Source organism: Paenibacillus sp. JNUCC 35 (assembly GCF_058269095.1).
In genome coordinates, this window is the sequence record NZ_CM177771.1 from 3,853,783 (window position 1) to 3,870,789 (window position 17,007).

At 55.3% G+C, this 17,007-nt stretch carries 19 protein-coding genes and 1 pseudogene; 11 read left to right on the forward strand and 9 right to left on the reverse strand.

Going from position 1 to position 17,007, the window contains the following annotated elements; genetic code table 11:
- Positions 1 to 35 precede the first annotated feature (35 nt).
- A pseudogene (locus tag AC2TF6_RS17160) lies at positions 36 to 239 on the reverse strand (hypothetical protein); the annotation flags it as partial.
- A gap of 37 nt (positions 240 to 276) precedes the next feature.
- Here AC2TF6_RS17160 and AC2TF6_RS17165 point away from each other — a divergent pair.
- Together AC2TF6_RS17165 and AC2TF6_RS17170 are read left to right on the forward strand one after the other, a co-directional pair.
- On the forward strand, positions 277 to 486 hold the full coding sequence (locus AC2TF6_RS17165) for a hypothetical protein (RefSeq protein WP_491307791.1): 210 nt from the start codon (positions 277 to 279) through the stop codon (positions 484 to 486).
- A 23-nt stretch (positions 487 to 509) separates the two neighbouring features.
- Complete coding sequence (locus AC2TF6_RS17170) at positions 510 to 833, forward strand: hypothetical protein (protein ID WP_491307792.1); 324 nt, start codon at positions 510 to 512, stop codon at positions 831 to 833.
- Here the strand turns inward: AC2TF6_RS17170 and AC2TF6_RS17175 are convergent.
- Complete coding sequence (locus AC2TF6_RS17175) at positions 772 to 1,029, reverse strand: hypothetical protein (RefSeq protein ID WP_491307793.1); 258 nt, start codon at positions 1,027 to 1,029, stop codon at positions 772 to 774. The genes AC2TF6_RS17170 and AC2TF6_RS17175 overlap by 62 nt on opposite strands.
- Before the next feature lie 62 nt (positions 1,030 to 1,091).
- Between AC2TF6_RS17175 and AC2TF6_RS17180 the strand changes: the two genes are divergently transcribed.
- Positions 1,092 to 1,250: a hypothetical protein gene (locus tag AC2TF6_RS17180; RefSeq protein ID WP_491307794.1), complete on the forward strand. Its 159-nt coding sequence runs from the start codon at positions 1,092 to 1,094 to the stop codon at positions 1,248 to 1,250.
- A 44-nt stretch (positions 1,251 to 1,294) separates the two neighbouring features.
- Here the strand turns inward: AC2TF6_RS17180 and AC2TF6_RS17185 are convergent, their stop codons facing one another.
- Positions 1,295 to 2,269: a metal-dependent hydrolase gene (locus tag AC2TF6_RS17185; RefSeq protein WP_491307795.1), complete on the reverse strand. Its 975-nt coding sequence runs from the start codon at positions 2,267 to 2,269 to the stop codon at positions 1,295 to 1,297.
- A gap of 161 nt (positions 2,270 to 2,430) precedes the next feature.
- Here AC2TF6_RS17185 and AC2TF6_RS17190 point away from each other — a divergent pair, with 161 nt between their 5' ends.
- Positions 2,431 to 2,658 (forward strand): small acid-soluble spore protein Tlp, encoded by a 228-nt coding sequence (locus tag AC2TF6_RS17190; RefSeq protein ID WP_491307796.1) that lies wholly within the window; start codon positions 2,431 to 2,433, stop codon positions 2,656 to 2,658.
- A gap of 348 nt (positions 2,659 to 3,006) precedes the next feature.
- Here the strand turns inward: AC2TF6_RS17190 and rnz are convergent, their stop codons facing one another.
- The gene (gene rnz, locus AC2TF6_RS17195) at positions 3,007 to 3,942 is read right to left on the reverse strand and encodes a ribonuclease Z (protein ID WP_491307797.1); all 936 of its coding nucleotides are present in this window, start codon (positions 3,940 to 3,942) and stop codon (positions 3,007 to 3,009) included.
- A gap of 255 nt (positions 3,943 to 4,197) precedes the next feature.
- Complete coding sequence (metH, locus tag AC2TF6_RS17200) at positions 4,198 to 7,641, reverse strand: methionine synthase (protein ID WP_491307798.1); 3,444 nt, start codon at positions 7,639 to 7,641, stop codon at positions 4,198 to 4,200.
- A 252-nt stretch (positions 7,642 to 7,893) separates the two neighbouring features.
- Between metH and AC2TF6_RS17205 the strand changes: the two genes are divergently transcribed.
- The 6 genes from AC2TF6_RS17205 (at position 7,894) to AC2TF6_RS17230 (ending at position 12,876) form a co-directional block, all read left to right on the forward strand.
- Positions 7,894 to 8,316 (forward strand): c-type cytochrome, encoded by a 423-nt coding sequence (locus tag AC2TF6_RS17205; protein WP_491307799.1) that lies wholly within the window; start codon positions 7,894 to 7,896, stop codon positions 8,314 to 8,316.
- Between the two features lie 196 nt (positions 8,317 to 8,512).
- On the forward strand, positions 8,513 to 9,298 hold the full coding sequence (locus AC2TF6_RS17210; protein ID WP_491307800.1) for a gluconate 2-dehydrogenase subunit 3 family protein: 786 nt from the start codon (positions 8,513 to 8,515) through the stop codon (positions 9,296 to 9,298).
- A gap of 19 nt (positions 9,299 to 9,317) precedes the next feature.
- On the forward strand, positions 9,318 to 11,039 hold the full coding sequence (locus AC2TF6_RS17215; RefSeq protein ID WP_491307801.1) for a GMC family oxidoreductase: 1,722 nt from the start codon (positions 9,318 to 9,320) through the stop codon (positions 11,037 to 11,039).
- Between the two features lie 39 nt (positions 11,040 to 11,078).
- Complete coding sequence (gene tatC / locus AC2TF6_RS17220) at positions 11,079 to 11,810, forward strand: twin-arginine translocase subunit TatC (RefSeq protein ID WP_491307802.1); 732 nt, start codon at positions 11,079 to 11,081, stop codon at positions 11,808 to 11,810.
- Positions 11,811 to 11,854: 44 nt separating this feature from the next.
- Complete coding sequence (gene tatA, locus AC2TF6_RS17225) at positions 11,855 to 12,049, forward strand: twin-arginine translocase TatA/TatE family subunit (protein ID WP_009674378.1); 195 nt, start codon at positions 11,855 to 11,857, stop codon at positions 12,047 to 12,049.
- A gap of 284 nt (positions 12,050 to 12,333) precedes the next feature.
- A complete protein-coding gene (locus AC2TF6_RS17230) occupies positions 12,334 to 12,876 on the forward strand; it encodes a 1,2-dihydroxy-3-keto-5-methylthiopentene dioxygenase (protein WP_326055171.1) in 543 nt (180 codons plus the stop codon).
- 93 nt (positions 12,877 to 12,969) lie between these two features.
- On the opposite strand, the gene AC2TF6_RS17235 is transcribed toward AC2TF6_RS17230, so the two are convergent.
- From AC2TF6_RS17235 to AC2TF6_RS17245, 3 genes are all read right to left on the reverse strand, one after another.
- Positions 12,970 to 13,782, reverse strand: a complete 813-nt coding sequence (locus AC2TF6_RS17235; protein WP_491307803.1) for an HAD family hydrolase — start codon at positions 13,780 to 13,782, stop codon at positions 12,970 to 12,972.
- Positions 13,783 to 13,820: 38 nt separating this feature from the next.
- Positions 13,821 to 14,003, reverse strand: a complete 183-nt coding sequence (locus tag AC2TF6_RS17240; RefSeq protein ID WP_009674341.1) for a DUF896 domain-containing protein — start codon at positions 14,001 to 14,003, stop codon at positions 13,821 to 13,823.
- A 221-nt stretch (positions 14,004 to 14,224) separates the two neighbouring features.
- Complete coding sequence (locus AC2TF6_RS17245; RefSeq protein ID WP_491307804.1) at positions 14,225 to 14,758, reverse strand: LysM peptidoglycan-binding domain-containing protein; 534 nt, start codon at positions 14,756 to 14,758, stop codon at positions 14,225 to 14,227.
- A 144-nt stretch (positions 14,759 to 14,902) separates the two neighbouring features.
- Here AC2TF6_RS17245 and lexA point away from each other — a divergent pair, with 144 nt between their 5' ends.
- On the forward strand, positions 14,903 to 15,514 hold the full coding sequence (lexA, locus tag AC2TF6_RS17250) for a transcriptional repressor LexA (protein WP_491307805.1): 612 nt from the start codon (positions 14,903 to 14,905) through the stop codon (positions 15,512 to 15,514).
- 149 nt (positions 15,515 to 15,663) lie between these two features.
- On the opposite strand, the gene glnA is transcribed toward lexA, so the two are convergent.
- On the reverse strand, positions 15,664 to 16,998 hold the full coding sequence (glnA, locus tag AC2TF6_RS17255; RefSeq protein ID WP_491307806.1) for a type I glutamate--ammonia ligase: 1,335 nt from the start codon (positions 16,996 to 16,998) through the stop codon (positions 15,664 to 15,666).
- Positions 16,999 to 17,007 lie beyond the last annotated feature (9 nt).

The window sequence follows — 17,007 nt, forward strand, 5'->3', positions numbered from 1 at the left end:
ACGCTCCCCGGGCAAAAGAAAAAAAGCCCCAGTTTTTATACGGGGCTTTCGTTAAGCACAACACCGGCGCCGGATGCGGGGGCAAGATCGTCTCTGCCCATCGCCTCGTCAAGCAGCTTCGCTCCCTTCATCACGATCGGGATTCCCCCGCCGGGATGCACCCAGGCTCCGACGGCGTACAACCCGCGGATCGGATAAGGCCTGACCTGAGGCCGGAATACGCCGCTCTGAAGCAGGGTCGCAGGAACGACTTTTCCAGGAACGCGTCTTCTGTCCATGATGAACCGCTATGCGGCCTACGTCGGCTCCTCTCCTTACCCGACTCCGGCGACGCTGACGATGATCACTTACCTGCTGCTGTTAAAAGGGGTGTGCTGCGTTCAGGGCGGCAGCTACAAGCCCATCGAAGCGCCGGAAAGGCAGGCACGCAAAAAAGGAGTGGACATCAAGACGTCCATTCCGGTCGGCACATTTCTATACTCTTAGAGAGACAGCAGGGTCTGCGGGGCATGTCCGTGGACACGGAAGTGGAACGGATATTGCATCCGGGAGACATGGCCGAATTGAGCGGTTCCATGTACGGAGCCCTATACGGGCGGGCGTCCCACGGACTGAAACCGGCCTTCTTCCGGCCATCCATCGCGGACCGCCGGATTCAAGGCCTTTATTATGCGGGCGGAACCACACATCCCGGAGGAGGGACACCGATGGTCGCGCTCAGCGGTATGCAGGCGGCAGAAGCCGATCCCGCAGCTATCCGGTCCGTGACGTTTACACGAGATCCGACGAATCGTCATAATCATAGCGGATGCCATCCTGAACGGCGGTTGTGACGGCGCTCTGCTCCTGCAAAGCCTGCATCGAACTCAGCTGAAGCTTGTAAAGCACCTCGCGGTATTCCTCGGCTTTCGTCTCCTTCGTCTCGCTGCGGATGGCAAGCTGAAGGGCTCTTTCGATCACAATAATATCCTGGCTCGTAAAATTCATGTTCAGCACCCCCATTTTGTTAAAATGAAGCTGTACTAGCATGCCCTGTTTTTTCCTGGCACATACACTAGCTTGTTTAGGATTCGCCCCGGCAACTGCTCGCAGTGCCCGACGATTACGATATCCATGCCGTCGTCGCCATCGGGTATCACGGAGATGCGGAGTCGCTCTCCGAGCAGCACCTGCAGCGCGAACAGCCGTCGGGACGCCGCGAGCTCCAAGAGACTTTGTTCGCGGGAAGATTCGGGAACTCTTTCGAATAATCCGAACCGGTATAGCCGGGCCGGGAAGCCTAGGGTCCTCTCTTTTACACATAGGGAGGTTCCCAGGCTTTTTTTGTCCATCCCAACTGTTCGGACAGGACTTTCATTTCCCTATCCAGCGTCACATCGATGCCGAACGGCAGCTTGTGCCCGTGCCAGAATCTGACTTCGCGCCATTTCACCACATAGCCTTCCCCATGCGAATCCCAGCTTACATGACTGCTCTGCGCAAAATCCAGAAATGCCCGGACACCTTCGGCAGCCATCGCCGCCTCGACGACCGGATGCGGCCGGTCCTTGATGTAGGTATCTTTCAACACAATCTGCGCCCCCCTTATCGTTCCGCTGTGAAAGCTGACTTCCGTTTCCGCCGCAAACTGCCAGCTCCTCCAGGTCAAACCCGGAACCAGCTGCAGCGGACCGATTGCTCCGAACAAGTCTTTCGCATAACCGGTCAACCTGCGGAGAAGGATGCGCATATGAAGCCATCGCGCCATTACGTAAATAAAGCTGGCCGCATATACGGCAGCCATCCATATGCCCGGGTTTGCGGCTCCCGCCACCCACAGCAGAGCCCCGCATCCGTGCAGCGCCAAGAGAAAAGGATCGGTAAGAGGCAGAATATCGAGGTGGAGCCAGCGGGAGGAAAAGGGTCTTAAGCACTGCACGCCGTATGCATTCAGCAAATCCAGCCCGACGTGAAGCGTAACGGCCGCAGCCGTCCAGCCGAAGAGGAGAACGTAATGTTCCCATGCGCCGAAGACCGCTGCGGCCAAAGCGCTCAGCAAAGCGGGCCAAACCAGAAGGGCTGGCAGCGAATGCGTGATACCCCGGTGGTGCCTGAGATAGACGGCATACCCTTTCAGACGCGCGATCGTATCCAGATCCGGCGCATGCGAGCCCGCTACGGTTGCCGCCAGCACCGCTTGCAGAAGAAGCGGATCGTGCGCAACCTCCGGCTGCAGTGTGGCCAATCCCGCTAACGTGACTCCGAAAAGCAGATGACTACCCGTATCCATGCTTATTCCCTCCCTGGACTGCTGTTCCTTCGGGGCATTCCCGACTCCCCTGGGATCAGCCTAGCAAGCCTGCATCATTGGAGCGTTAGCAGAAGATGAAGATTTTATGAATACGGCGTGCGCCAAAAGCGAATCGTAGGAGAAGGAAAGGAGGGATACCGATGGCCAAGAAAGATAACCGCGGGGATAACGCCGTTCATTTGAAAAACAGCATCCGGAACACGGAAGCCCGCCTTCATGAATCTCAGGAATACCTGGACGAGCATGCGGACGAAATTTCCGCAACGGAACAAGCAACGCTGGAAGCCAAAAACGAACGCCGCCGTCAAAGCGTCCGCGGCTTCAAAAACGAGCTGCAGGATGAAGCCAAATTCGATACGACCGAGTGATTCCGGTATTCACCGGTGGAGCGGAAGTATACAGCGGCTCTTGAGCGGTTGTAACAGAAAAAAGTCCCGGCTGGATTTCGGCCGGGACTTTCTATATGCGTTTGTGCATTGCCGGTATCCGTCCTCCAGCGATTTCCGCAAACCGCTGCCGCAAGCTTCCGCTCACACCGGCTGACAGACAGGGGACTTCCCCGCGTCTGTCAGCCTTTCCGGCCTGCAACGCGCGGATTCCTCCGTTATTGCCGGGGAGCCGCCGCTGCCGCTGGCGGAAACTTTCACCGTCAGCAGAGGCTCCGCGCAGTGAATCCGCCTTAAAGGACCGAGACCAACCGGTCTGAACGGCCCTGCTCAGCTCTGCTTGCGCGGGACAGCGTGGCTGTAGAAGTCTTCGGCCAGCCACGAATCCGGGTGGACCGCTCTCGCTTCCTCGAGAAGGCGCTCGGCTCCCTCTCCTTGATAGCGCGAGGAGATGTGCGTCATGATCAGCGCGCCCACGCCGCCTTCCGCGGCTGTACGCGCCGCCTGTTCCGTCGTCGAATGATCGTACGCCGCGGCAAGATCTTCCCGTTCGGCTCCGAACGTCGCCTCGTGAACGAGCACGTCGGCGCCTTCCGCAAGCAGCGCCGAATTGCCGCACGGCTTCGTGTCGCCGAGGATCGCGACCGTCCGGCCCTTGATCGAAGGGCCGACGAAATCGCTTCCGCGCAGCTCTCGCCCGTCCTCCAGCTTAACCGTCTGGCCCTGCTTCAGACGGCCGTAAAGCGGTCCGGCGGTAATGCCCAGCTCGTGCAGCTTCTCCTGCTGGAGCTTCCCCGGAAGGTCTTTCTCGACGATCCGGTAGCCGAAACATTCGATCCGGTGCTCCAGCGGCGCGGCTTCGACCCGGAACGTTTCGTCATCGAAGACGACTCCGCCTTCGGACGGAATTTCCCGGATAACCAGCTCATAGTCGAGATGAACCTGGCTAAGCTGCAGGGACATGTCCACATACGCTTTAATGCCCTTGGGTCCGTAAATCGTAAAGGGCGTATCCCCGCCCTGATAAGAACGGCTGCTCAGAAGTCCCGGCAGGCCGAATATATGATCGCCGTGAAGATGCGTAACGAACAGCTTCTCTGACTTGCTCAGCTTGACCGGCGATCTCAAGATCTGATGCTGCGTCCCTTCCCCGCAGTCAAAAAACCAGATGCTCCCCCGCTCCGGCAGCAAATTCAGCACAATGGATGTCACATTACGGTGCCTGGCAGGCATGCCCGCTCCCGTTCCGAGAAAATACAATTCCACGACCCTGTTCCTCGTTTCTGCAGATGTCAGTTCCCCTGCTTTTTAACATGCTATAAAAATTCGTTCCGGAAGTCAAACCGCTCCGCATCCCGAGGGATGTTCCCGCAAAGTCCTGCGCAGCCCCGATCCTTCCCCCTCCGGAAGAGGGCAAAAAAGACGGCTCTCGGAAGAACCGTCCTGCCTTTCGCAGCCTGACGGCCGAACCTTGCTTCAGCCGTCTATTTACTCATACTCCTCTGCGGACGAGACGAAACGTTAAACTTTATCGACGTTGAAATATCTCGCCTGAGGATGGGCGAACACGATAGCCGATACGGACGCTTCCGGCTCCATCATGCAGCCTTCGGTCAGCTCGATCCCGATATCCTCCGGCTTCATCAGCTCGAACAACGGCTCCTGATCCTCCAGGTTCGGACAAGCCGGGTACCCGAACGAGAACCGCTGGCCGGTGTACTTCGCCCCGAAACGCTCCTGCATCGTCATTTCCGCAAAATCCGGAATGCCCCACACGTCGCGCATAATATGATGCACGCGCTCCGCAAAAGCTTCCGCGACTTCGAGAGCCGTCGACTGAAGCGCATGGGAGCGCAGATAATCGCCCTGCTCGCGCCATTCGCGCGCCAGCTCGCTGACGCCTTGCCCCGCCGTCACGACGAGGAAGCCGATGTAATCCATGACGCCGCTGTCTACCGGCTTCAGATAATCGGCCAGGCACAGGAACGGCTCGGTTCCCTGGCGCGGGAAGGTGAAGCGTTTGAGCACCTTCGACGTGTCTTCGGGATCGTACACGACGACATCGTTTCCGTCCCCTTGGGCCGGGAAGAACCGGTACATCCCCTGTGTACGGATGATGCCGTTCTTCTGCGCTTCGTACAGGATGGTATCCACAGTGTCCTTCAGCTGCAAGGCTTTCGGGTCCTGCTCGGCGATGAGCTTGTCGACCTTGCCCTTCAGGCCCAGGTGATGCCCGAGAAGCATCTGCATGTTCACGTACGGCATAAGATGGCCGATCGGGTAATCCCGCAGGACGTGGCGGTCCAGATCCGGCGGTACCGCCACCGGCAGGGTGCGGTCGACCGTGGACGAGAATACGCGCGTAAGGACCGGCATTTCGGTCCCTTCCTTGCGACCGGCTTCCATCACATCGGAATCCTTCGATTCCCGAAGCTCCTGGATAAGACGCTCCCGCTGCACAGGGTCGCTCAGCTTGTTCGCGATGTCCAGACCGTCCATCGCGTCTTTGGCGTACAGCACGAGGCCGTCATACTCCGGCGAGATGCGCGTCTTGGTGAATTTCCGCGTCAGAGCGGCTCCGCCCACCATGATCGGAACGTCGATTCCGGCGTTGCGCAAATCCTGCGCCGTGATGATCATCTGCTGCGCGGACTTCACGAGCAGACCCGACAGCCCGATCGCGTCCGGTTTTTCTTTGCGGAAGGCCTCGATCAGTTGTTCCGGCGGAACCTTGATGCCGAGGTTCACGATCTGGTAGCCGTTGTTCGATAATATAATCTCCACGAGGTTTTTGCCGATATCGTGGACGTCACCTTTTACAGTGGCCAGAATGATTTTCCCTTTCACCGCAGACTCGTTCTTCTCCATGAACTGCTCCAGATAAGCGACGGACGCCTTCATTACTTCGGCGCTTTGAAGCACTTCCGCTACGATCAGTTCGTTGTTGTTGAACAGGCGTCCGACTTCCGCCATCCCTTTCATCAGAGGACCGTTGATCACTTCCAGCGGCGAATATTTTTGAAGCGCCTGCTCCAGATCGGGAAGAAGCCCTTCCTTCGTTCCCTCGACCACGTAAGAGGCCAGCCGCTCTTCTAGCGTAAGGGTTGATATCTTTTCCTTCTTCTCAACCTTCTTTACCCGGAAATGAGCCACAAATTCGGCCAGAGTCTCGTCGTTCGTCTCGTAAATGAGCTTCTCGGCAAGCGTTCTTTCCTCTTCGGGAATGGACGCGTACCGCTCCAGCTTCTCCGTGTTCACGATGGCGTAATCGAGACCCGCTTTCGTGCAGTGGTACAAATAAACGGCATTCAGCACCTCGCGTCCGGCTTCGGGAAGACCGAACGAAACGTTGCTGAGACCGAGAATGGTTTTGGTTGCGGGCATCGCTTCTTTAATGAGACGGATGCCTTCGATCGTTTCCTTGGCGGAACCGATATACTGCTGGTCCCCGGTGCCGACCGGGAATACAAGCGGGTCGAAAATGATATCTTCGGCATTCATCCCGTACTTGTGGACGAGCAGATCGTGCGAACGTTGAGCGACCTCCAGCTTATCTTCGCGGGTAATCGCCTGGCCGCGCTCGTCGATCGTACCGACTACCGCCGCGGCTCCGTAACGGTGAATAAGCGGAAGCACCTTCTCGAACTTTTCTTCCCCGTCCTCGAGGTTAATGGAGTTGATGATCGCTTTGCCCTGCGAATGCTTCAGCCCCAGCTCAATGACACGCGTATCCGTCGAGTCGATCATGAGCGGAACTTTGATCTTTTTGACGACAAGCTCCAGGAACTTGATCATGTCTTCCGTTTCGTCGCGGTCCGGGTCCTGCAGACAGACGTCGATGACGTGAGCCCCGCCCTTAACCTGGGCACGGGCGACCTCGGATGCCTCTTCATACTTGCCTTCGGCAATCAGACGCTTGAACTTCCGGGAACCGAGCACGTTCGTCCGCTCGCCCACCATGTAGGGACGGTTCTCCGGCTCGATGTATACCGTCTCGATACCGGATACGGCCGACGGGTGCGTACCCAGTTCGGTACGCGGTTTGTAAGCGCTCAGCGTTTCGGCCAGCGCGCGGATATGAGCGGGAGTCGTGCCGCAGCAGCCGCCCGCGATGTTCAGCCAGCCCTGCTCGGCAAATGCGGCCATTTTCTTGGCCAGGGATTCGGGCGACTCATGATAATGTCCGTTCTCGTCAGGAAGACCCGCATTCGGATAACACGAAATATAAGTGCCTGCAAGCCCAGACAAGGTCCGGATATGATCCCGCATGAATTCGGGTCCCGTCGCGCAGTTCAGTCCGACCGAAATCGGATTGAGATGCTCCAGGGAGATATAGAAGGATTCGATATTTTGCCCGGCAAGCGTCGTGCCCATCGGTTCGATCGTGCCGGAAATCATAATCGGCAGCTCGATGCCCGTCGTCTTAAAAGCCCGCTGGATCGCGATCCCGCCCGCTTTTACGTTGAGCGTATCCTGGGAAGTCTCCAGCAGAATGGCATCGACGCCCGATTCGATCAAGGCGATCGTCTGCTCGTAGTAGCTCTCTTCAAGGTCCTCGAACGTAACGCCTCCGGTTACCGAAAGCGTCTTCGTCGTCGGCCCGAGTGCGCCGGCGACATAACGCGGCCATTCGGGAGTTGAATATTTCCGGGCGGCTTCGACGGCCAGTTTGGCTGCGACAAGGTTAATTTCGCGCGCTTTCTCCGGGATATCGTATTCGGCCAGTACGACGCTCGTTGCCCCGAACGTATTTGTTTCGACGATATCCGAACCGGCTTCGAAATATTTCTCATGGATGCGCTGAATGACATCCGGACGTGTAAGAACGAGCATTTCATTACAGCCGTCGAGTTCTTCTCCTCCGAAATCTTCGGCCGACAAATCTTCCTGCTGGATCATCGTGCCCATGGCACCGTCTAGAATGAGAATTTTTTTCTGTAGTTGTTCTTTCAAACTAGGTTTCATCGTCCACCCTACCCTTTCCACGAACCTCCTGCTAGAACGCGCCCTTTAACGTAAAAAAGCGCACAAGTTAAGAAATAGTTTAGCAGATACGTGGGGCGAAGAAAAGAAATTTGTCGTTTTTTCGCCATAAAACGCAACGGATTGCAAAAGCCTTCGAAACCGCAATTCGCGAACAAGAATATCTCCGGGACACGGACGCCAAACTATAGTCGGGAAACTTTTACTGAATCGAATCGAACGGAGGTGATTTGCATGAACAAACGGATGACAGTCTTGGTCGGCATCCTGCTCGTAACCGCTTCGCTGGCGGCCTGCGGCCAAAAGCAAACCGCGCCTACGCCTCAGCCGACGACTCCGGCATCAACGGCACCGCCCGCGGCGTCGCCGACCGCTTCCCCCGGAGCCGCTGCAAGCGGTAACGCGCCCGAAAGCCCAGGCAGCGGAAGCCAGACGGCCCAGGCCGAATCTCTTTACAAGGCCCAGTGTATCGCCTGCCATGGTGTCGATATGGGCGGCGGCGTAGGCCCGAACCTTCAAAAAGCGGGCAGCCGCCTCAGCGAGGCGGACGTCAAGAACATTCTTCTGAACGGAAGAGGCGGAATGCCTGCTTTCAAGGGCAACCTGAGCGATACGGATATTCAGGCGCTGGCCGCATGGCTCGCCGCCAAGAAATAACCGTTTCGACTCGCTGTAAAGCTTCAACAAATCATCTTAAACAAGCGCGAAACAAGCGCGCGAAACAGCTTTAGAAAACGGAATCTTCCGAAAGATTCCGTTTTTTCTTTTTTCTTACATACATATCGGCGAAAAGGTGATACTTGGATATAACCACCTATCTCGAATACCCCACTTCCCTTACAGGAGGAACACCATGTCAGAAAATCAGCAGACCAAACAGCCCCGGGACGAATCCCGGCGGAAGTTTCTGAAACTGTCCGGCGTAGCGCTCGGCGGAATTGTGGCAGGCGGAGTCGTCGGCGGTATTGTCGGCAATTCCATGGCCAAGAACAAGCAGGCCACTCCGGGCACCCCCCAGGGTCAAGGGCAGGCACAGGCAGGCAACACCAAGGACTACAACCAGGCTCCCATGTTTTTCAATCAGGAGCAGCTGCGTATAACCGAAGCGGCGACGGAGCGCATTTTTCCGAAAGACGAACTCGGCCCTGGAGCCAAGGAGCTTGGTGCCGCTTACTATATCGACCATCAGCTTGCCGGCCAGTGGGGGATGAACGCCCGCGATTATATGATGGGTCCCTTTTATAAAGCCGAGGCGACTCAGGGCTATCAGGCAAGCTACAAGCGGCATGAGCTGTTTGTTATGGGCCTTACGGTCATGAACGACCACAGCAGGCAAAAGTATCAGAAAGGCTTCGCGGACCTGGCCGAGAACGAGCAGGACGAAGTGCTGAAAGCGTTCGAAAGCGGCAAAGACGTGCAGCTGAACGGCATACCGAGCCAGACTTTTTTCGAAATGCTGCGCAGTTTGACCATCGAAGGCGCGTATGCGGACCCGCTTTACGGCGGCAACAAAAACATGGCGGGCTGGAGGATGCGCAAATACCCCGGTGACCAGATGAGCTATACGGCGATCATTGACAAAAAAGAGTTTGCCGTCATGGAACCGCTCAGCTTGCACGACCACACGAATCATTCCTGACAAGGAGGAGCAACGAAGAATGGCAACCAAACTTCCCAAAGTACCTATCCTGATCGTCGGAATGGGCTGGTCCGGCGGTATTCTGGCCGCGGAGTTAACGAAGGCCGGGCATAAAGTCGTCGCGCTTGAACGCGGCAAAAGCCGCAAAACCGAAGACTATTTCATGGCCCACGACGAACTCCGCTATTCCCAGCGCTACGAGCTGATGCAGGACTTGTCTAAGGAGACGGTGACGTTCCGCAGCAGCGAGAAAGTACGCGCCCTTCCGATGCGTTCCTTCGGTTCCTTCCTGATGGGAGACGGTGTCGGCGGAGCCGGCGTGCACTGGAACGGGCAGAACTACCGTTTTCTGCCCTACGATTTCGAAATCCGCACCAAAACGATCGAACGCTACGGCAAAAACAAAATTCCGCAGGGCATGATGCTGCAGGACTGGGGCATCACCTACGACCAGTTGGAACCGTACTTCGACAAGTACGAGAAAATGGCCGGAATCTCCGGCGAAAAGGAGCAAAACGAAATGGTCGGCAAGCGTTCCGCCGCCTTTCCGACCGGCCCGATGAAAAAAACGCCGGGGATGGTCCTTTTCGAGGACGCCGCCAAAAAGCTCGGCTATCACCCCTATGTCATCCCGTCCGCCAACTTGTCGGAGAACTACACGAATCCCGACGGAATCGCCCGGGCGGCCTGCCAGTACTGCGCGTTCTGCGAACGGTACGGGTGCGAGTACGGGGCGAAAGCCGATCCTGTCGTCACTGTTATCCCCGTTGCCGAGAAGAGCGGTAATCTCGAAATCCGCACCAACTCGAACGTCATCAAGCTTTTGCACACCGGCGGCAAAGTGTCGGGCGTCGTGTATGTCAATACGCCTACCGGCGAAGAATTCGAGCAGCCTGCGGACCTTGTCATTCTGGCTAGTTATGTGTTCAACAACGTCCGGCTTCTGCTCACGTCCAATCTGGGCAAGCCTTACGATCCGAAAAACGGCACGGGCGTCATCGGCAAAAACTACGCCTATCAGATTACGGGCGGGGGCGCAGCCGGTTTTTACGACGACCAGGAGTTTAACATCTTCGCGGGGGCGGGGGCGCTGGGGAGCTGCTTCGACGATTTTAACGGCGACAACTTCGACCACAGCTCCCTTAATTTTCTGCACGGGGCGAACATCCGCTTTACCCAGGCCGGACTGCGTCCGATCGCCCACAACCCGGCGCCCCAAGGCACCCCGAGGTGGGGCAAAGATTTTAAGCAGACCACGATCAAATACGCCAACCGGTTCCTGAACGTCAGCACGCAGGGCGCCAACATGCCTTGGCAGCATCACTATCTGGATCTCGATCCGACCTACAAGGATATTTACGGGCTTCCCTTGCTCCGTCTGACCTACGATTTCGAAGACCAGGACAAGGAAATGGTCAAATACCTCGCCGAGAAAACGACGGCCGTGATGAAGGAAATGAAACCGACCAAGGTCGAGACGTCCAACACGATCAGCACCTATAACATCGTGCCCTATCAGTCCACCCATAACACGGGAGGCGTCATCATGGGGACCGACCCTTCAACCTCCGCCGTCAACAGCTACATGCAGATGTGGGATGTCGAAAATCTGTTTGTCGTCGGCGCTTCCGCTTTCCCTCACAACAGCGGGTATAATCCGACCGGAACACTGGGGGCACTCGCTTACCGCGCCGCCGAGGGAATTTTGACTTATTTGAAAAAAAGCGGCCCGCTGGTCTGAACCGTCAGGGCCCCGGGCATGGAAATGAGGTGACTGCTTATGGACCGTCCATCCGAAATGATCGGTCATCTGGAGGAGCTGCGCAAACGGCTGATTCTGGTGGCGGCCTGGTTTTTGCTGGCTCTGATCGGAGGGCTTTACGTCTCCCCCGTTATTCTGAACGCGGTAAAAGATTCTCCGGCGGCGCTTTCGTTTCACTGGAACGTGTTCGCCCTTCCGGACGGCTTGGCCATTTACATGAAATGCGCCGTTTTGTTCGCCGTCCTGCTCACGCTGCCGTTGCTCTTATACCAGCTGTGGGCGTTTGTCAGGCCGGGCCTGAGCGAGCAGGAGGCCAAAGGGACACTGATCTATGTCCCCGCTTCCTTCGCGCTTTTCCTGTCGGGCGCCGCTTTCGGCTACACGGTCGTGCTTCCGATGATGATCCGGTTTATGCAGGCCATCAACCGCAGCATCGGGGCCGCCGAGACCTACGGCATCGACCGTTTTTTCGGCCTCGTCTTCAACGTCGTGTTCCCGCTCGGGATCGCGTTCGAGCTGCCGCTTCTCGTGCTGTTTCTGACAAGGCTCGGTCTGCTGACGCCCGAAAACTTGCGTAAAACGCGCAAATATACCTACATCGGACTGGCCATCGTCGGGGCTTCGATCTCGCCTCCCGACTTCTTCTCCCACATTGCCGTCACGATTCCGCTGATCGCGCTGTTTGAATGCAGCATTCTTCTGTCCGCCCGCTATGTCCGCAGGATGAACCTGTCCGCCGGAACAAGTTAAGTCCAATTCGGACACCTGAATCAACCGTGAAAGGAGGCATACCCATGCTCAACAATATCGGCATATCGGGACTGCTCATCATCTTGATGCTGGCCCTCATTTTGTTCGGCCCGTCCAAGCTGCCGCAGCTTGGCCGCGCTTTCGGGGATACGCTGCGCGAATTCCGTACATCGACCAAAGAAATGGTGGACGATGTGGAAAAAAGCATCGAAACGACAGACCGGGATAAACAATCCTGACAGCTTAGAGGATACAACGGGAAACGGCGCACCCACCCGTCACACCAAGAAAGCGTATTACATCCCCCTTCGCCAACTCGGCTTGTCCTTGATCGGACCTCTATATCGGCAAAAAAAGCGAGCGTCTCTCCATCCGGAGGGACGTTCTTTTCAAATCCCATCGGAAAAGTTGTATTTTTTACCGGGAATGATCGACAGCCGGGAGTTTATCCTCTATAATCAGGTATAAACCTATTCCGACCTACGGGCGGCTATTATTTCCGAGAAAGAAAGAGGGATGAGAAATGGCTGAAATTCATATTCGCAACACGGGTGAACGCATTTCCGGAGAGGAGAATGTCCGGGCGTTTCTGGACCGCCAGGAAGTTTTGTACGAGCACTGGAACCCGGCTAAGCTACCTGCCGACATTCAGGAGAAATTTATTTTGTCCGACGAGGAGAAAGCTCAAATTCTGAGCACCTACGACGAGGAAATCCGCGATCTCGCCAAACGCCGCGGTTACCAGACTTGGGACATCATCGCACTTTCCGACGCGACTCCGAACCTGGACGAGCTTCTTAAAAAATTCGAACAAGTGCATACGCACACCGAGGACGAGGTCCGTGCCATCACGGCCGGTAAAGGAATCTTTATCATCAAAGGTTCCGACGATGTCGGTTATTTCAACGTAGAGCTGGAAGCGGGCGATGTCATTTCCGTACCCGAGCACAAGCCGCACTTCTTCACTCTGATGGACAATCGTCAAATCGTTGCCGTCCGCCTCTTTATCGAAACCGAAGGCTGGATTGCCCATCCGTTCGAGGATCCGACTTTTCAAAAAGCATAAGACGCCTCAAGCCGGATAACGGCGCTTACTCATTTGTACTTATAAAAGAAAAAACCCGCCGCTCGTTTTTAAACGAGCGGCGGGTTTTTTCTTTTATCCCGATATTTGAACTTCCCGCTCCGCTTCCAGAATGCCCTGGATGTCGCGAAGAGAGGTAATTTCAAACGTTGGCTTGGCTTCTCCGTTAAAGAGCATGCCATGCCGGTTAATCCACATGTTCTTCATCCCGCAGCGGAAGGACCCGAGAATATCGGTCGTCAACTTGTCGCCTACCATCACACATTCCCCGGCCTGTAGACCGAGAAGCTCCATGGCGTGATTGAAAATCGTGACGGCCGGCTTACCGTCGCCGAAATCGCCGGAGATCACGATGTGATCGAAGTAAGGAGCCAGCTCCGGGACTCCCGCCAGTTTTTCGCGCTGCAGATCAGGGGATCCGTTCGTCAGCAGGAGCAATTGGTAAGACTTCTTAAGCTCGGCGAGCACTTCGAACGTCTCTTCGTAAACGATGGGACGAGATCTCCGTTCGGCAGGAAACTGCTCGGCGAGCCGCGCTCCCAGCTCCGGATCGTTAACGCCGAGAGCAGCGAGTCCGCGGGTCCACGCTTCTTTGCGGTAACCGGGTGCCAGAGCCTGCAGCTTGCGGAACTCTTCTTGCTTTCCTTCCGTAAAGTTGGCCCACAGCCCTTCAAACGGGTTGATTCCGATGTGCTGGGTGAAAGGAAACGTTTCGTAGGCTTCATACAAAGCGCGTGCTTCCTTGCGCACGGAAGCTTCCAACTCCGCGGGATTCACATCCGCATGGCGGGCCGCTTCCTCACAGGTAGCCTGAAACGCCTCCTTCACACTCCGGTCATCCCAGAGCAGAGTGTCGTCCAAGTCGAACAAAATTGCTTTTACCGTCATCTTATAGATCCCCTTTACTGCCTCAGGCGGCCGATGATTTATTGTTCATCCGTATAATGGATGGAATCCAGCTGACCTCTTAGCTGTGTTTTCATAGCTGCAATATATTCTTTACGCAGTTCGTTGCGCTCCTCAAGCTCAGCCTCCGATAATCCGACGCTTTTTGCTTTCCGGGCCAACTCATTAATGCGCTGTACTTTAAGTTGGAAACTGTCACTCATACGTAAACCTCCTATTCAGCCGTTCAATATCTTATACTTTGCCATTCGCTATGGGGATTGTCAAGAAGCCGCCTGACTTAAACAGACACGATAAACGATAAAAAGACATATCCTGTCAGGACATGTCTTTCGATTATCCGGTATTTTCATTTCGGTCCGTTAACGGCCTGCGAACAGGGCATGCAGATACTTGCAGATAAACCTTCTAATAGAAGAAAGACTTACGGCAGCTTGATGACATCCCCTGCTTTAAGGACGTCTCCCGTGGATAACTGATTGACCTTGCGCAGCTTGTAAATATACGCCCGCACATCAGAACCTTCCGGAGCTTGAGTCGCAGCGATACTCCACAGCGTGTCCCCTCTTTGTACGATGACGGATGGCTCTGCGCTCTCCTGCTTGTTAAAAGCCACAGCCTGACGTTGTCCGTCGGCCGGGCTGTTCTCGCCGCTCGCGAACGCTTGAACCATAATGCCGCAGCTGAAGGCGATCAGCAGCACAATCGCGATTACGGCCGTGCGGAAGATATTGCGATTAGAGTTTTTCACACATCGAACATTCGTTCTCTCCCCTGCTTTAAGGGCACCCTGTTCGTCCTTGAAATCGGAAACACGCGACGTAAAACGGCTGCTGTTCTCCCGATGATCGTTCGATTTATTAACCGCCGTTGGATGCGGTGAAGCCTTGTCAGTCGCGGGTTGATCCCCGCTTCTTGTATGTAAGGAAAGTTCCGGATTGGCAAAGTATGCATTCATCAATAACGCCCCCAAACATTTGTTCTGTTTTGAATTTAACACGAACGAATGTTTGTGTCAACGCATTTTTTCGAACTTATGTTTGTACGAACTCCGGTTCTGTGCTATACTTTAGGTAATTTATACATACTGGAGTGATACGTAATGGGCAAGGTCTCGCAGCGCCAACTGGCCATCCTTGAATTTATCAAGAATGAAGTGAAAGATAAAGGCTATCCGCCATCCGTCAGAGAAATCGGGGAAGCCGTAGGTCTGGCATCCAGCTCGACGGTGCACGGGCATCTCGAACGTCTGGAGAAGAAGGGGCTGATCCGCCGGGATCCGACGAAACCGAGAGCCATCGAGATTACGGACGGGGATTCCGATTTCGCGCTTTCCGTCGCACAAGTCCCTCTCATCGGCAAAGTAACCGCAGGTATGCCGATTACGGCTACCGAGAACATCGAAGACTACTTCCCTCTTCCGATGCACCTCGTAAGCGATTATAACGTCTTTATGCTTAATGTCGTGGGCGAGAGCATGATCGAAGCCGGCATTCACAACGGAGACATGGTGATCGTCCGTCAGCAGCAAACGGCGAACAACGGAGACATCGTCGTCGCCATGACCGATGAAGACGAAGCGACGGTGAAGCGTTTCTACAAAGAACGCGATCATATCCGTCTGCAGCCCGAGAATTCCACCATGGATCCGATTTTGCTCAATAATGTGACGATTCTGGGCAAAGTGATTGGTCTGTTCCGAAATATCCATTAATCCGGCCTTGGCAATGGAGCTGCCTATTACGCTAATAACATAGAAGAACCCGCAGAAATTGCTTTCTGCGGGTTCTTTTTTATGAGGCAGCCCGGGAGCTGATCTTATGATCTTGGATATCGACCTTCGATCGTCCTTACCCGGCTATCTTAGTAAAGCGTCATGTACTGCTCGCGTTCCCAAGCGTGAACTTGAGTGCGGTACATGTCGTACTCGATTTCTTTCAGTTCCACGAAATGCGCAAGCGCGTGTTCGCCCAGCGCGTCGCTGATTACTTCGCTTTTGATCAGCTCGTCAAGCGCTTCTCTAAGGTTGCCCGGCAGGCTAGGGATCCCCTGCTCGATACGCTCTTCTTCGGTCATCACATAGATGTTGCGGTCAGTCGGAGGCGGCAGCTGAGTTTTTTTCTTGATGCCGTCCAGACCCGCTCTCAGCAGAACCGCCAGAGCCAGGTACGGGTTAGCCGCCGGATCCGGGTTACGAACTTCAACACGCGTGCTGAGGCCGCGGGAAGCCGGAATACGGATCATCGGGCTGCGGTTGCTCGCAGACCAGGCTACGTAACAAGGTGCTTCGTATCCAGGCACGAGACGCTTGTATGAGTTGACGGTCGGGTTTGTAATCGCTGCGAATGCACGGGCATGTTGCAGGACACCGGCCATGAAGTGACGAGCGTCTGCGCTGAGACCCAGCGGATCTTTCTCGTCTACGAATGCGTTCTCTTCGCCTTTGAACAAAGACTGGTTGCAGTGCATACCGGAACCGTTTACGCCGAAGAGCGGCTTCGGCATGAACGTTGCGTGCAGGCCATGCTGTCTGGCAATCGTTTTAACGACAAGTTTAAACGTCTGAATCTGGTCGGAAGCTTTAATCGCGTCCGCATATTTAAAGTCGATTTCGTGCTGTCCCGGAGCCACTTCGTGGTGGGAAGCCTCGATCTCGAAGCCCATTTCTTCAAGCTTAAGTACAATTTCACGACGGCAGTTCTCGCCAAGATCCGTAGGAGCCAGGTCAAAGTATCCGCCTTGGTCGTTCAGTTCGAGGGTCGGATTGCCTTTCTCGTCGGTTTTGAACAGGAAGAATTCCGGCTCGGGACCTACGTTCATCGACGTGTAGCCCATTTCCTCGGCTTCCTTCAGAGCACGTTTCAGAATTCCGCGCGGATCGCCAGGGAAAGGAGTACCGTCAGGCAGATAAACATCGCAGATCAGACGGGCAACTTTGCTTTCCGTCACCCAAGGGAAGATGACCCACGTATTCAGATCCGGGTACAGATACATATCGGATTCCTCGATACGCACGTAACCTTCGATGGACGAACCGTCGAACATCATTTTGTTATCAAGCGCTTTTTGAAGCTGACTGACCGGGATTTCCACGTTTTTGATCGTTCCAAGGAGATCGGTGAATTGAAGACGGATAAAACGGACGTTCTCTTCTTTGGCGATTCTTAGAATATCCTCTTTTGTGTAGGAAACTGTCATAAACTTCTC

Bases quoted from the DNA above. Each gene is read 5' to 3' on its own strand.
- AC2TF6_RS17165 (WP_491307791.1), top strand. From the start codon at position 277: ATGATGAACCGCTATGCGGCCTACGTCGGCTCCTCTCCTTACCCGACT.
- AC2TF6_RS17170 (WP_491307792.1), top strand. From the start codon at position 510: ATGTCCGTGGACACGGAAGTGGAACGGATATTGCATCCGGGAGACATG.
- AC2TF6_RS17175 (WP_491307793.1), bottom strand. From the start codon at position 1,029: ATGCTAGTACAGCTTCATTTTAACAAAATGGGGGTGCTGAACATGAAT.
- AC2TF6_RS17185 (WP_491307795.1), bottom strand. From the start codon at position 2,269: ATGGATACGGGTAGTCATCTGCTTTTCGGAGTCACGTTAGCGGGATTG.
- AC2TF6_RS17190 (WP_491307796.1), top strand. From the start codon at position 2,431: ATGGCCAAGAAAGATAACCGCGGGGATAACGCCGTTCATTTGAAAAAC.
- metH (WP_491307798.1), bottom strand. From the start codon at position 7,641: ATGAAACCTAGTTTGAAAGAACAACTACAGAAAAAAATTCTCATTCTA.
- AC2TF6_RS17205 (WP_491307799.1), top strand. From the start codon at position 7,894: ATGAACAAACGGATGACAGTCTTGGTCGGCATCCTGCTCGTAACCGCT.
- AC2TF6_RS17210 (WP_491307800.1), top strand. From the start codon at position 8,513: ATGTCAGAAAATCAGCAGACCAAACAGCCCCGGGACGAATCCCGGCGG.
- AC2TF6_RS17215 (WP_491307801.1), top strand. From the start codon at position 9,318: ATGGCAACCAAACTTCCCAAAGTACCTATCCTGATCGTCGGAATGGGC.
- tatC (WP_491307802.1), top strand. From the start codon at position 11,079: ATGGACCGTCCATCCGAAATGATCGGTCATCTGGAGGAGCTGCGCAAA.
- tatA (WP_009674378.1), top strand. From the start codon at position 11,855: ATGCTCAACAATATCGGCATATCGGGACTGCTCATCATCTTGATGCTG.
- AC2TF6_RS17230 (WP_326055171.1), top strand. From the start codon at position 12,334: ATGGCTGAAATTCATATTCGCAACACGGGTGAACGCATTTCCGGAGAG.
- AC2TF6_RS17235 (WP_491307803.1), bottom strand. From the start codon at position 13,782: ATGACGGTAAAAGCAATTTTGTTCGACTTGGACGACACTCTGCTCTGG.
- AC2TF6_RS17240 (WP_009674341.1), bottom strand. From the start codon at position 14,003: ATGAGTGACAGTTTCCAACTTAAAGTACAGCGCATTAATGAGTTGGCC.
- AC2TF6_RS17245 (WP_491307804.1), bottom strand. From the start codon at position 14,758: ATGAATGCATACTTTGCCAATCCGGAACTTTCCTTACATACAAGAAGC.
- lexA (WP_491307805.1), top strand. From the start codon at position 14,903: ATGGGCAAGGTCTCGCAGCGCCAACTGGCCATCCTTGAATTTATCAAG.
- glnA (WP_491307806.1), bottom strand. From the start codon at position 16,998: ATGACAGTTTCCTACACAAAAGAGGATATTCTAAGAATCGCCAAAGAA.